We start from the raw sequence: 12,197 nt of genomic DNA on the forward strand, positions 1-12,197 counted from the left end.
TGGCTTGCTAACTGCAGGGCTACTAAAAGCCCGCTCCGTACCGCCTAGCGGTTGGTGTCGGGTAGTTTACTCGATTGGTGATTGACCTGACCAGGGCCAGCACCTCTGCTGGGGCTGAGGCTTTCTTCATTTTGAATCTCAATTAGGCTTCGGGCATGAGGGGGCGGAACCCATGCTTGCGAGAAAGCTGCCCGATCAGATCCAATTTCTCAAGGGTGATCAAATTACGGCCCCAACTGAAATTGGTGTACAGCCCCTCAAACTCCAGCAGCATGGATTCAGCAAAGCAGGCAAAAAGCTGACGGGCCGGGTTGGCCACATTCAAAAACTGCATGATGTTCCATTCAATATCCAAAGAGTGCTCCACCATCCCCCCGTCAATGACGTAGAGTCCCTTTCGCTGCAAGCTGGAGGCGATGTTCTTTGGGTAGCCACCGTCGATGATGACACAGGGATCCGGCAAAACTTGGGGATCGAGGGCCATGCCTTGGCTCATGCTGGCCACCCAAACGATAAAGTCAGCGCGGGGCAGGGCCTCTTCCAGCGAAGAGATCTCCCCCTGCTTGAGCTTGGCCTGCAATTCCTCCAGACGCCGTCGCTCTCGGGCGATGAGCAACAATTTGCCCAAGTGAGTGTGGGCCACCAACCATTGACAAATGGCGCTGCCGATATCTCCGGTCGCCCCCACCACCGCAACCGTAGCGGCTGCCAAGTCCATGGCGTAGCGCTGGGCCGCCAACTGCAGTTGCTGACAGATGATGTAGGCCGTGTGGGTATTGCCGGTGGTAAAGCGTTGGATCTCCAAGTCGATGTTGCGGACTCGCCGGAGACTGTCGAGGCGAAAAGTCTCGAAAATGATGCTGCTAAATCCCCCCAAAGCAGTAATGTTCAAGCCGCGCCGCTGGGCTAGGGCCATGGCATTCAACACTTTCCGACAAGCTGCCTTCACCCGTCCCCCCGCCAACATCTCCGGCAAGAAACAGGATTCGACGTACTGCCCATAAATCTTTTGGCCGGTGATGCTGGTTACCGTGATCTCGTCCACCACCTGAGGGGGAGCCATGCACCAGAACTCCAGGTCGCTCTCCGCATATTCGGAATAACCCAGCTTGTCTGCCACCCGCTTCGCATGGGCCAGGCTGGTCAAGTGCCCAATCAGGCCGAACATAAAGGTTTACCCGCTTGGATAACTGATGGATCCCATCAAAACATGTCCATACCCGCCTGTAGCCAGCCTAGAACTGCAGTCCGCCGGCAGAGGATGAATGCTGAGGTGGGTCATGCTGCCCGCAAACCCTGGGCTGAGAGGCGCATCACCTCGCGGGTGCTGAAGCCGATGTTGGCCAGCGCCTCTCCATAGGCAATCATAAAATCCTCGACGATGGCCTCGCGATCCATATAGATGGCTTCTACATCCTGGTCCACCTGCTGCAGCATCTGCCAGACCAAGGGCAGGTTCTGGGCGTTGGCCGCTTCGATCTGCCCTTTGACCTCGCCAAAATGCTCCCCTAGCCAGCGCTCTCCAAAATTGAGGTGCAGATATTCATCCTTGACCACCCCCTCGGTGATCTTGCGGGCAAACTCATCGGCGACGGGGATGTAAATGTTGTAGGCGGCAATGGCAAAGCATTCGATGATCAGCGACTGAATGACCAAGCAGGTAACTAGGTCTCCGGCTGCTGCCGCTTTTTGGAAATTGTTGCGCAAAGGGGCGAAGAAAGTGCGGGCAAACTCCCTATCCGGCTCTACCTGCAGGTTTTTGCCGCAGGATTGAAAGCCTTTCATGTGCCGCAATTCCATCTTGGCCAGCTTGTGCAGCTCCTCTGCCCCTTCCGGCAACATCTCGGCCAGCTTGAGGTAGTTGTCGTGGGCTTCTTGTTCCCCTTCGATCACAATGCCGTTGATGCGAGAGTAGGCCTGCCGGTAAACCGCGCTGCCATAGTCCAAGGTGGTGCCACCCTCATCGGCTAAAGGCTGGGGGGTATTGGGCAGGACGTTCACTGGGGCCATACTCATGCATCTCCTCTCGGTGTTGTTTGGGTGTTGTTGATTGTCTATGCTGACTCGACAATCGCCTCGATTGCAGTTGAATCGCTCTCTTAATCAGAATAGCTGTAGCTGCCGCAGAATTGGCGGGATTCCTTTTGCGGAATGATAGGGGTCTGCTAGGGTGAGGGTTCGAGTGCCGTTGTGGAGCCTGCTGTATGTCTGCTCTTGGGGATGGCCTGAACCAACTGCGCCAGTTGCTGGTGGAGCTGGAGGAACGATCCCTCGATCAGCCGATTGGCAGTGCCGAGGAGGTGTTGCAGGCCATTGAGCTAGCCACGGCTTTTGAGCTGTTTGAGGCGGAGAGCAGCGGTTTGCTGCTGCAGATTGTGGCCAATCTCTGGGATCGGGTACGGCAGCAGGATTTGTCTCCAGGGGAGATTCAGACGGTATCGGAGAAGTTGCGGGCGGTGGGCTATACCGATGCCGAAATTCAGGAGATCCTGGACTTGGAGCCGGAGGACTAGCCCCATTTCCCCCTCTAGGCTTGAACCATGCCCAGCTCCACCGGTGTAACACCCGCTTCCATCTGAGTGGTGGCGTCGTAGCAAGCCCCTCGCAGGTTGGCCAGCTTGAGTTTGCACTGGGCAAGAAGGGCTCCTCTCAAGTTGGCCCCGGTGAGATTGGCCCCTGCCAGGTCCGCTTGGCTGAGATCGGCTTCGCTCAAGTCCGCTTCGGCCAGGTTGGCCCCACGCAAGTTGGCTCCTTGCAATCGGGATCCCTGCAGCTTGGCTTTCTCTAGGTTGGCCAGCCGCAGGTTGGATCCCTGCAGATCCGCTTGGCTGAGGTCGGCGCCGCTCAGGTAGGCCCGCTCCAGGTTGGCAGAGGCCAGCTTTGCCTGGCGGAGAATGGATCCCCCCAAGTCGATCCCGGCCAAGTCGGCCCCGGCCAGATCAGCTCCGGCCAGTTGGCTGTTGCTGAAGTCCCGCTCACCGCTGCCGTAGCGTTGCAACAGGTCTGCTCCAGTTTCCACCATCGCTGTTTTCCACACCGGACGAATGGATCCTACCTAGGAATAGAAGGGCCGCCAAGAGCACGCTAGGATAGACGCAAGCCGTTTTCCGGGATCCCCCCTTATGAGCTTGCCCCGTGTGCCCCGAACTCGACCTCGCCCCAAGCTGCGCTCGATCCCTCGCCGCCAAACCGAATCCGCCCTCTATGCCGAAATGCAGCAGCTCACTGTCGAAAAGCAGCGGCTCAACCAAGAGCTAGAGTTTATTCGAGAGCGGCAAGGGCAAATCCACGCGCGACTTCAGGAAATCGAGCAGGCCATGCAACACCTTCAGCAGGAGGCAAAAGCCTTTCGGGATCCCGCTCCTGCCTCTGAACCCGCCCAGCTCAGATCCCGCCCTTCCCGCTTCCCGCCCATGACCTTCGAGTATTGAGGGATCCTATAAATCTCAAAGAAGACCCAAGATTCAAAGCAGACCTAAGCAACAAGTCAGGGGATTCTGTAGCCAACTTAACTATTTGCTGCTCGTCTCAAGCCGACCATAGAATCCAGGCCAGCGAACAGCCATTCTCAAGCTGGCTGCACAGTTACTTGAACTTCCAGGCTTATGACTTCTTCTCCACAGATCTCGCGTCGCCGCCGGTTTTTGTCCTGGGTGCTGGGGTTGTTGCCCACCCTTTTGCTGGGAAGCTCCTCTCCCGCTCTGGCCCGACCCCCCATTCAGATGGGCTACAGCAATTGGGCAGGTTGGTGGCCGTGGGCCATTGGAGAAGAAGAGGGCATTTTCAAGAAAAATGGGGCCAACGTGCAGTTGCGCTGGTTCGATGGCTACATTGAGTCGATGGAAGCCTTTGCCGCCGGACAACTGGATGCCAATACCCAAACCCTGAACGATACGCTCTCCTTCGCGCCGAAATCTGTGAATGGTCAGGTGGTGGTGCTGGTCAACGACAACTCGGCAGGCAACGACAAGATCATCGTCCGGGAAGGGATCAACACCATTGCCGACCTAGTGGGTAAGCGGGTGGCTGTGGAAGAAGGCGTGGTGGATGACTTTCTGCTGACGCTGGGGCTGGAGCGGGAGGGATTTTCCCGCGACGATGTGATCATTGTGCCCTTGGAAACCGGAGCCGCCGCCGCTGCTTTTGCTGCCGGTCAGGTGGATGCGGTGGGAGCCTTTCCGCCCTTTTGGTTGACAGCCCTGGAGCGCCCTGGAAGCAAGGAGCTGTTCTCTTCGGCGGAGTTCCCAGGGGCCATTCCCGATTTGTTGGTGGTCAGCCAAAAATTGATTGACGAGCAGCCGGATCAGGTGCAGGCTTTGGTGAATAGCTGGTTCGATATTTTGAAGTTCATGGAGGAGAACCCGCAGCGAGCCGACGAAATCATGGCCAGACGTGCCGGTGTCACCCCAGAGGAGCTGCAACTGTTCAAAGATGGCATTCGTTTCTTCACCATAGAAGACAACCTAAAAGCCTTCAGCCCCGGCGAGGGAATGCAGCACATGCCCTATGCGGCCAGACAAATGGTGGACTTCATGGTGAGAGTGGGCTTCATCTCGGAGGGGCCCAAGGATCTGGAGGCATTGTTCGATGACCGCTTCGTTCGCGCCTATGCCGAGTCGGTGGGTGTTAGACGGTGAGAGATATCCGGGATCCCTTCATGGGCCACCAGTGAGGTAAGGTACGATGCTGACTGCTCCGGCTGAATCGCCTCCACCCACCCGCCCCAGTCTGCCCCCGACGGTGTTTTGGCGCATTGCCGAAGAGATCCCGCGCCCCTTGGCCTTGCTGCTGACGGCGCTATCGGTGCTGGTGCCTTTCGGCTTGTGGTGGGGCCTATCGGTCTCGGGGTGGGTACCGCCGCGTTTTTTGCCTTCTCCCCCTTCGGTATGGGCGGCCCTGCTGCGCCTGTGGCGAGACGGCCTGCTGTGGAAGGATACCTTGGCCAGCTTCAGTCGGGTTAGCAGCGGTTTTCTGTTGGCAGCAGTGGTGGCGACCCCCATCGGCATTGCCATGGGCACCTTCGCCAGCATCCGCGCCTTGATCGAGCCGATTAGCGGCATCTTTCGCTACATGCCCGCTCCTGCCTTCACCCCGCTGTTGATTATTTACTTGGGTTTGGATGAGGCCCCCAAGATCGGGTTAATTTTCATCGGCACCGTTTTCTTCAACATGCTGATGATCATGGATGCGGTGAAGTTCATTCCCAAAGAGCTGATCGAGGCCACCTACACCTTGGGGGGGCGGCGCTGGCAGGTGTTGCTGCAGGTGATCACTCCATACATCACCCCGAACATTCTCGACACCTTCCGCGTCAACATGGCTGCCTCTTGGAACTTGGTGGTGGTGGCAGAATTGGTGGCCGCCAATGAGGGTTTGGGTAGGCGGATCCAGCTAGCCCAGCGCTTCTTTAGAACCGACGAGATTTTTGCGTGCTTGATTGTGTTGGGGCTGATCGGCTTTCTGCTGGATTGGCTGCTGCGACGCTTGGTACGTTTGACCTGTCGTTGGGCCTTTTTATGAGGTGGTGTCGTGCATTTGGAAGTGGTCGGCCTGAGCAAATCCTTCCCCACCCGTCGTGGACCTATCTTGGCTCTGGATGGGGTGAATTTGCATGTGGAGTCGGGGGAGTTTGTCTGTGTGGTGGGGGCTTCCGGCTCTGGTAAAACCACCCTACTGCGCCTGATTGCCGGGTTGGAGCAGCCTAGCCGAGGATCCATCAGCGTCGATGGGGAGCCGGTGATTGGGCCGGGAGCGGATCGGGGAGTCGTGTTCCAGTCCTACACCCTCTACCCCTGGATGACCGTGGCGGAGAACGTCGGCTTTGGCCTGAAATTGCAGGGGGTAAAACGGCAGGAAAGGGAAGCCCGTGTGGATTATTTTCTGGAGATCGTCGGCCTGGAGCGTTTTGCCAAGGCTCTGCCCAAGCAGCTTTCGGGCGGTATGCAGCAGCGGGTGGCCATTGCCCGAGCTCTGGCGGCCCAACCGAAGATTTTGCTCATGGATGAGCCTTTTGGCGCTTTGGACGTGCAAACCAAGGAGACGATGCAGGAGTTTTTGCTGGATCTCTGGCAGCGCACGCGCACCTCAATTTTGATGATTACCCACGATGTGGAAGAGGCCGTCTTTCTGGCCCAGCGCATCTATGTACTCACGTCCCATCCTGGGCGGGTGAAACGGGAGCTCCGGGTTGATTTCCCCGGTCGGCGCGACTACAGTCTCAAGCGCACTTCTTCCTTCCAAGAGGTGAAGGACGAGATCTTGGCTCTCCTACGAAACCAGAAAGGGATCCCGTTGAGCGACGCTGCGCCCGCGGGCTGATCAGGCAAACACCACCGTTTTGTTGTGGTACACCAGCACCCGATTCTCCAGGTGATACCGCACTGCCCGTGCCAGGACTAGGCGTTCCATGTCGCGGCCTTTGCGGACGAGGTCGGCAACGGTATCGCGGTGACTGACCCGCACCACGTCTTGCTCGATGATCGGCCCTTCGTCCAGATCTTCGGTGGCATAGTGGGCAGTCGCGCCGATGATCTTCACCCCCCGTTGATGGGCGCGGTGGTAGGGGTTGGCTCCGGCAAAGGCGGGCAGGGTGGAATGGTGAATGTTGATGACCGGCGGGGCTTGGCGGAGCAGCGACCCACTCAAGACCTGCATGTACTTGGCCAACACCACCAGGTCAATTCGATATTCCTGCAGGAGAGCGAGCTGACGGGCTTCGGCTGCGGCTTTGCCCTCTGGAGAAACGGGGATGTGGTAGTAATCGATACCGAAGGAGCGGGCCACCGATTCCAGGTCGGGGTGATTGCTGATGATCAAGGGGATCTCGGCGGGCAGTTCTCCCGCCCTTTGCCGCCAGATCAGATCCAAAAGGCAGTGGCTTTGCTTGCTGGCCCACAACGCAATGCGACGGCGAGTGTCGGAAAAATGCAGTTCCCAGTTGGCTTGGATCCCACGAGCAATACCCGAAAAGGCGGGGACAATTTCCCCTCGCTCCAGTTGGAAGCCCTCCAAGTCCCACTCGATGCGGCTCAAGAACAGTCCTGCTTCGGGATCCGTATGGTGATCGGCGTGAATGATGTTGCCGCCGTAGCTGTAGATGAAGCTGGAGAGCTTGGCTACCAGCCCTTTTTGATCGGGGCAAGATACCAACAGGGTGGCACTGGGCATCGGTAGACAACAGCCTCAACTTTGTGGGGACTGGCTCTCCCCAAGAGCAATCCATTCTCAATCTACCCGGTTGATCTCTTCCAATAGCCAGGGATCCACCGGCTGGCCATCCCAACGCTTTAGGTCGATGCGAATCCACATCGCCGCAGAAGAGCCGGCAGGGGGCAGTTCCTGGTGAAACGAGATCTCATAGTCGGACGGGTTCTGACCATGTTGCCGCAGCCAGGTCTCCACCTTGGCAGGAGCGAAGTAGGACTGCCCTTGCTCGAACAGGCGCGTAATTTCCATGCCGAAGCAAAGGGGGTTAAAGCGGGGCATAGACTAAGCAGCGTCTGCGGTTTGAGCGTCGTCGGCTACGGATGGGACGGGATCCGTCTCTGGGGGGGGCGTATCGGCAACTGACTCGGTGACTGCTGTTCGGGAAACCTTGGGAGGGGCGGCAGCCGTTGTCCCGCGGGTGGCTTTTTCCAGCTCTTGGGCCTCTTTGTTCAGTTGCGCCTCGAACTCTCTGGAAGCGTCCTGCAGGCTGCGCAGGGTTTTGGCCAGCGTGCGACCAATCTCCGGCAGTTTGCGGGGCCCAAAAACCAAGAGAGCCACCGCAAAGATGACCAACATTTCCGGCAGTCCAACACCCAAAAAATTCATGAGCCTCGGCAGAGTACGGTTTGGTCGAGATCCCTTCGCCTCCCTAGAGTGACATTTTCTTGCCGCGGACTGCAAGTAACTGCCGGCTCTCCTCATCCATTCTGATGGCTTTGGTTGGCTTTGGTGTTCTCCTCTCAGCTCATCTGGGCCCACCTCTCCCTGGCCGGCCAAGTCAAAATGGTAGAATTGCATCGTTAATCAATCAATGTTCTTCATTGGCCTAGGCTTGCCCATGCTCCAAACCCTACAAAAGCTCCTTGGGGATCCTAACGATCGGAAGATCCGGCAGTACCGTCCTGTCGTCAAGCTGATCAACTCGCTGGAGATCGAGATCGCCTCTCTTTCGGATGCGGAGCTCAAGGCCAAGACCACAGAGTTTCGCCAGCGCTTGGACAGAGGAGAATCTCTGGACGATCTCTTGCCGGAGGCGTTTGCCGTGGTGCGGGAGGCCGCCAAGCGAGTCTTGAACTTGCGCCATTACGACGTACAGCTCATCGGCGGCATGGTGCTGCACGAAGGCCAGATTGCCGAAATGAAAACCGGCGAGGGGAAAACCCTGGTCGCCACCCTGCCTGCCTACTTGAACGGCCTGACTGGGAAGGGGGTTCACATCGTTACCGTCAACGGCTACTTGGCGCGGCGCGACTCGGAGTGGATGGGGCAGGTGCACCGTTTCTTGGGCCTGACGGTCGGTCTAGTGCAAGAGGGCATGTCACCCGAAGAAAAGCGCCGCAGCTATAACTGCGACATTACCTACTGCACCAACAGCGAGCTGGGCTTCGACTACCTGCGGGACAACATGGCCACCGATATCAAGGAGGTGATGCAACGGCCCTTTAACTACTGCATCATCGACGAGGTGGACTCAATCCTTATCGACGAGGCCCGCACTCCCCTGATCATCTCCGGTCAGGTGGCTCGCCCCTCCGAAAAATACCTGCGGGCAGCCCAGGTGGCGCGGGAGCTGATCCGAGATGAACACTATGAGGTGGATGAAAAAGCCCGCAACGTCATCCTTACCGACGAGGGGTTTGAAGCCGCCGAGCGGTTGCTGGGAGTCTCTGACCTGTTTGATCCCAAGGATCCCTGGGCGCACTTTGTCTTTAACGCGGTGAAGGCCAAAGAGCTCTTCATCAAGGATGTCCACTACATCGTCCGCAACCAAGAGGTGGTGATCGTGGACGAGTTCACCGGGCGGGTGCTCCCCGGTCGTCGCTGGTCCGATGGGCTGCACCAGGCGGTGGAGGCCAAAGAGGGGGTGCCGATTCAAAGCGAGAGCCAAACCCTGGCCACCATCACCTACCAAAACCTTTTTCTGCTCTATCCCAAGCTTTCCGGCATGACGGGCACGGCTCGCACTGAGGAGGCCGAGTTCGGCAAAACCTACAACCTGGAAGTTACGGTGATCCCCACCAACCGACCCATCCGCCGCAAAGATGCCCCCGACTTGGTGTACAAGACCGAAAGGGGCAAGTGGCAGGCGGTTGCCGAGGAAATTGCCCACATGCACGCCCAGGGGCGCCCCGTCCTTGTGGGCACCACCAGCGTGGAAAAATCCGAACGTCTCTCGGCCATGCTCAAGGAAATGGGGATCCCCCACAACCTCCTCAACGCCAAGCCAGAAAACGTGGAGCGGGAGGCGGAGATCATTGCCCAGGCGGGGCGAAAAGGCGCTGTAACCATTGCTACCAACATGGCCGGTCGAGGCACGGACATCATCTTGGGAGGCAATGCGGAGTACATGGCCCGCCTCAAGCTGCGGGAACGGTTGATGCCCAAGCTGGCTCAATTGGACGCCGACAACCCCTTGGGATCCGTTCAGATGGTGGGACGGGGAGGCGGCCAAGGATTTGGTGGGACAACACCCAAGCCGAAAAAATCCTGGACGGTGGTCTCCCCCAATTTTTACCCCTGTGAGCTGTCGGCCCGCACCAACCAAGCTTTAGACGAAGTGGTGGCAGCAGCCGTGACCAAGTATGGGCTGAACCGTCTGCCAGAGCTGGTGGTGGAGGATCTCATCGCAGTAGCTTCCGAGAAAGCGCCGGTGCAGGATCCGCTAATTTTGCAACTGCGGGAGGTTTACAACAGCATCAAAGCCGAGTACGAAAAAATTACTGAGGCCGAGCACGAAGAGGTGGTGAGGCTGGGGGGCCTGCATGTGATCGGTACGGAGCGCCATGAATCCCGCCGTATCGACAACCAGCTGCGGGGCCGCGCCGGGCGACAAGGGGATCCCGGCTCCTCGCGGTTTTTCCTCAGCTTGGAAGACAACCTGCTCAAGATTTTCGGTGGCGACCGGGTAGCCAAGCTCATGGACATGTTCCGGGTGGAGGAGGATATGCCCATCGAGCACCCGCTGCTCAGCAGCAGCCTGGAGAATGCGCAGAGAAAAGTGGAAGTATACTACTTCGACATGCGCAAGCAGGTGTTCGAGTATGACGAGGTGATGAACAACCAGCGGCGGGCCATCTACTCAGAGCGGCGGCGCATCTTGGAGGGGGAAAACCTCAAGACCAAGATCCTTGACTATGTGCGCAAAACCGTTGGCGAGATCGTGCGAGCGCATGTCAACCCAGAGCTGCCCCCGGAAGAGTGGGAAATCGACAAGCTGACCGCCAAGATGCAGGAGTTTGTGCCGCTCCTGAAGCAAAACCTCAAGGTTGAAGACCTGCAGGATCTCTCCTACGAGCAGATCTTGGACTACCTGATCAAGCAGGCAGAACTGGCCTATGAGGCCAAAGAGGCTTTTCTGGATACCTTTGAGCCCGGTTTGATGCGGAAGGCGGAGCGCTTTTTCCTGTTGCAACAGGTGGACACCCTCTGGCGGGAGCACCTGCAGCAGATGGAGGCGCTGCGGGAAGCTGTGGGCCTGCGAGGCTACGGCCAGAAGGATCCCCTGATCGAGTACAAGAACGAGGGCTACGAGCTGTTCCTGGAGATGATGGACAACATCCGCCGCAACACGGTGTACAACCTATTCATCTTTACTCCCCAAATTGTGCAAGTGCCCCAGGCATCGCGACCGGCTCCGGCACCTACTGCGGCTGCCAGCCCTGATCCCAGCTCTGCTTCAGGGGTGGTGGAAGCCGATTTCACGGAAGAATAATTGGCGTAGAGAGAAGTCAGCGGGGGAGGAGGATCTGTCGTAATGCCTCTTTCAGTTGTGGGTACTGGAAGGTAAAGCCCATCTGCAAAGCCGCTTGCGGGATCACTTTCTGCCCCGTCAAAACCACTTGAGCTGCCTCGCCCAACAGCAGTTCCAACGCCAGCTCCGGCACAGGCAACCAAGAGGGACGACCCAAGACCTGGCCTAAGGTTCGGCAAAACTCTTCCATCTGCACCGGGTTGGGAGCGGTGGCGTTGAACACTCCGGATCCCTGCTCCAGCAGGAAGCAGACCAAGCTCACCCAATCCTCGCGGTGGATCCAAGACAGCCATTGTTTGCCGGAGCCGATCGTTCCGCCGATAAAGAACTGAAAGGGGGCCAGCATCTGCCCCAGCGCTCCTCCATCCGGACCCAACACAATCCCCGTGCGCAGGATGGCCAAACGGATCCCCAATTCCTCAACCGGCCGGGCGGCAGCTTCCCAAGCTTGACAGACTTCTGCCAGAAAATCTTGGGCCGGGGGATCCGTCTCTGTTAAGGGTTCTCCTGCCGGATGGGATCCGTAGTAACCCACCGCCGAGCTGCTGATCATCACCTGGGGCTTTTGGTTGAGGGAGGCGAGGGCTTGGACAAGGGCCTGGGTGGTTTCCACACGGCTACGACGGATTTCTTTTTTCTTGGTCTCTGTCCAGCGAGAAGAAGCCAAAGGCTCTCCGGCCAAGTTGACAATCCCCTCGTACCCTTCCAGGGCGGCTGCCCAGGCTTGCGGTTGGTAGGGATCGTAGGGCAGCAGCTTGAGGTTGGGGGATTCCCCCAAAATGCGGCGGGCCTGCTCCAGGCGGCGGGTCAAGACCAAAACCTGATCCCCTTGCTCCAGCAGACGGGCCACCAAGCGACGCCCGATAAAACCACTTCCACCCGTGATGACAATGCGCATGATGTGGATCCGACTTGCATCTGCACAAGCCCTGTGCCGCCCTTGTCCTTTGAGCGGTGCAGAGCCTTTCCGCTATTCGAACCTCTAGCCTAGCGCGTTTCCTGCCCCGCGTTGGCCATTGCCTGGGATCCCGCCATCCGTTTGCTGAGCTTGGCGAAGTGGCAGAGCCCAAGAAAGCCCAAGAATAAAAATGTTTTGCGGCAAAGCGTAAACTACCCGACTCCGACCGCTAAGCGGTACGGAGCGGGCTTTCAGCAGCCCTGAGCCTGCTTTGCTCTACCAGAGAACAAAACAGGCCCGAACCTCTAGGCTGGTTTACGACAGCCCCCAAAAGCGCAATCA

13 protein-coding genes are annotated in these 12,197 nt (G+C 58.1%); 6 read left to right on the top strand and 7 right to left on the bottom strand.

Going from position 1 to position 12,197, the window contains the following annotated elements; genetic code table 11:
• Window positions 1-142 precede the first annotated feature (142 nt).
• Both NW840_RS08870 and NW840_RS08875 read right to left on the bottom strand, forming a co-directional pair.
• Entirely contained in the window at window positions 143-1,168 is a 1,026-nt protein-coding gene (locus NW840_RS08870) for a long-chain acyl-[acyl-carrier-protein] reductase (protein ID WP_011434004.1), read from the bottom strand.
• Window positions 1,169-1,278: 110 nt separating this feature from the next.
• Window positions 1,279-2,010: an aldehyde oxygenase (deformylating) gene (locus NW840_RS08875; RefSeq protein WP_041436745.1), complete on the bottom strand. Its 732-nt coding sequence runs from the start codon at window positions 2,008-2,010 to the stop codon at window positions 1,279-1,281.
• A 194-nt stretch (window positions 2,011-2,204) separates the two neighbouring features.
• Here NW840_RS08875 and NW840_RS08880 point away from each other — a divergent pair, with 194 nt between their 5' ends.
• Window positions 2,205-2,513 carry a hypothetical protein gene (locus NW840_RS08880; protein WP_414330858.1) on the top strand — a complete coding sequence of 103 codons (309 nt, stop codon included), beginning with the start codon at window positions 2,205-2,207 and terminating at the stop codon, window positions 2,511-2,513.
• 14 nt (window positions 2,514-2,527) lie between these two features.
• Here NW840_RS08880 and NW840_RS08885 read toward each other — a convergent pair whose 3' ends face one another.
• Window positions 2,528-3,022 carry a pentapeptide repeat-containing protein gene (locus tag NW840_RS08885; protein ID WP_041436747.1) on the bottom strand — a complete coding sequence of 165 codons (495 nt, stop codon included), beginning with the start codon at window positions 3,020-3,022 and terminating at the stop codon, window positions 2,528-2,530.
• A 100-nt stretch (window positions 3,023-3,122) separates the two neighbouring features.
• Between NW840_RS08885 and NW840_RS08890 the strand changes: the two genes are divergently transcribed.
• The 4 genes from NW840_RS08890 (at window position 3,123) to NW840_RS08905 (ending at window position 6,318) form a co-directional block, all read left to right on the top strand.
• Window positions 3,123-3,431: a gas vesicle protein GvpV gene (locus NW840_RS08890; RefSeq protein ID WP_238376787.1), complete on the top strand. Its 309-nt coding sequence runs from the start codon at window positions 3,123-3,125 to the stop codon at window positions 3,429-3,431.
• 174 nt (window positions 3,432-3,605) lie between these two features.
• Window positions 3,606-4,637, top strand: coding sequence for an ABC transporter substrate-binding protein (locus NW840_RS08895; protein WP_414330863.1), 1,032 nt, complete (start codon window positions 3,606-3,608; stop codon window positions 4,635-4,637).
• Window positions 4,638-4,683: 46 nt separating this feature from the next.
• Window positions 4,684-5,520: an ABC transporter permease gene (locus NW840_RS08900; RefSeq protein WP_414343731.1), complete on the top strand. Its 837-nt coding sequence runs from the start codon at window positions 4,684-4,686 to the stop codon at window positions 5,518-5,520.
• Window positions 5,521-5,529: 9 nt separating this feature from the next.
• On the top strand, window positions 5,530-6,318 hold the full coding sequence (locus tag NW840_RS08905) for an ABC transporter ATP-binding protein (RefSeq protein WP_414343733.1): 789 nt from the start codon (window positions 5,530-5,532) through the stop codon (window positions 6,316-6,318).
• Here NW840_RS08905 and purU read toward each other — a convergent pair whose 3' ends face one another.
• The 3 genes from purU to NW840_RS08920 are packed head-to-tail and all read right to left on the bottom strand — an operon-like array spanning window position 6,319 to window position 7,812.
• Window positions 6,319-7,167: a formyltetrahydrofolate deformylase gene (purU, locus tag NW840_RS08910; RefSeq protein WP_414343735.1), complete on the bottom strand. Its 849-nt coding sequence runs from the start codon at window positions 7,165-7,167 to the stop codon at window positions 6,319-6,321.
• A gap of 57 nt (window positions 7,168-7,224) precedes the next feature.
• Complete coding sequence (locus NW840_RS08915; protein ID WP_414343737.1) at window positions 7,225-7,455, bottom strand: hypothetical protein; 231 nt, start codon at window positions 7,453-7,455, stop codon at window positions 7,225-7,227.
• Between the two features lie 33 nt (window positions 7,456-7,488).
• A complete protein-coding gene (locus NW840_RS08920; protein ID WP_414343739.1) occupies window positions 7,489-7,812 on the bottom strand; it encodes a TatA/E family twin arginine-targeting protein translocase in 324 nt (107 codons plus the stop codon).
• A gap of 232 nt (window positions 7,813-8,044) precedes the next feature.
• Between NW840_RS08920 and secA the strand changes: the two genes are divergently transcribed.
• Complete coding sequence (secA, locus tag NW840_RS08925; RefSeq protein WP_414343740.1) at window positions 8,045-10,918, top strand: preprotein translocase subunit SecA; 2,874 nt, start codon at window positions 8,045-8,047, stop codon at window positions 10,916-10,918.
• Between the two features lie 16 nt (window positions 10,919-10,934).
• On the opposite strand, the gene NW840_RS08930 is transcribed toward secA, so the two are convergent.
• Window positions 10,935-11,855, bottom strand: coding sequence for a TIGR01777 family oxidoreductase (locus tag NW840_RS08930; RefSeq protein ID WP_414343742.1), 921 nt, complete (start codon window positions 11,853-11,855; stop codon window positions 10,935-10,937).
• Between the last annotated feature and the right edge of the window lie 342 nt (window positions 11,856-12,197).

The sequence above is a fragment of the Synechococcus sp. R5-13 genome, from assembly GCF_047462015.1.
GTDB lineage: Bacteria > Cyanobacteriota > Cyanobacteriia > Thermostichales > Thermostichaceae > Thermostichus.

What these genes read in the sequence shown, in the direction of transcription:
- NW840_RS08915 (WP_414343737.1), bottom strand. Translation starts at nt 7,455, where the DNA reads ATGGAAATTACGCGCCTGTTCGAGCAAGGGCAGTCCTACTTCGCTCCT.
- NW840_RS08920 (WP_414343739.1), bottom strand. Translation starts at nt 7,812, where the DNA reads ATGAATTTTTTGGGTGTTGGACTGCCGGAAATGTTGGTCATCTTTGCG.
- NW840_RS08870 (WP_011434004.1), bottom strand. Translation starts at nt 1,168, where the DNA reads ATGTTCGGCCTGATTGGGCACTTGACCAGCCTGGCCCATGCGAAGCGG.
- NW840_RS08890 (WP_238376787.1), top strand. Translation starts at nt 3,123, where the DNA reads ATGAGCTTGCCCCGTGTGCCCCGAACTCGACCTCGCCCCAAGCTGCGC.
- NW840_RS08930 (WP_414343742.1), bottom strand. Translation starts at nt 11,855, where the DNA reads ATGCGCATTGTCATCACGGGTGGAAGTGGTTTTATCGGGCGTCGCTTG.
- NW840_RS08880 (WP_414330858.1), top strand. Translation starts at nt 2,205, where the DNA reads ATGTCTGCTCTTGGGGATGGCCTGAACCAACTGCGCCAGTTGCTGGTG.
- purU (WP_414343735.1), bottom strand. Translation starts at nt 7,167, where the DNA reads ATGCCCAGTGCCACCCTGTTGGTATCTTGCCCCGATCAAAAAGGGCTG.
- secA (WP_414343740.1), top strand. Translation starts at nt 8,045, where the DNA reads ATGCTCCAAACCCTACAAAAGCTCCTTGGGGATCCTAACGATCGGAAG.
- NW840_RS08885 (WP_041436747.1), bottom strand. Translation starts at nt 3,022, where the DNA reads ATGGTGGAAACTGGAGCAGACCTGTTGCAACGCTACGGCAGCGGTGAG.
- NW840_RS08900 (WP_414343731.1), top strand. Translation starts at nt 4,684, where the DNA reads ATGCTGACTGCTCCGGCTGAATCGCCTCCACCCACCCGCCCCAGTCTG.
- NW840_RS08895 (WP_414330863.1), top strand. Translation starts at nt 3,606, where the DNA reads ATGACTTCTTCTCCACAGATCTCGCGTCGCCGCCGGTTTTTGTCCTGG.
- NW840_RS08875 (WP_041436745.1), bottom strand. Translation starts at nt 2,010, where the DNA reads ATGGCCCCAGTGAACGTCCTGCCCAATACCCCCCAGCCTTTAGCCGAT.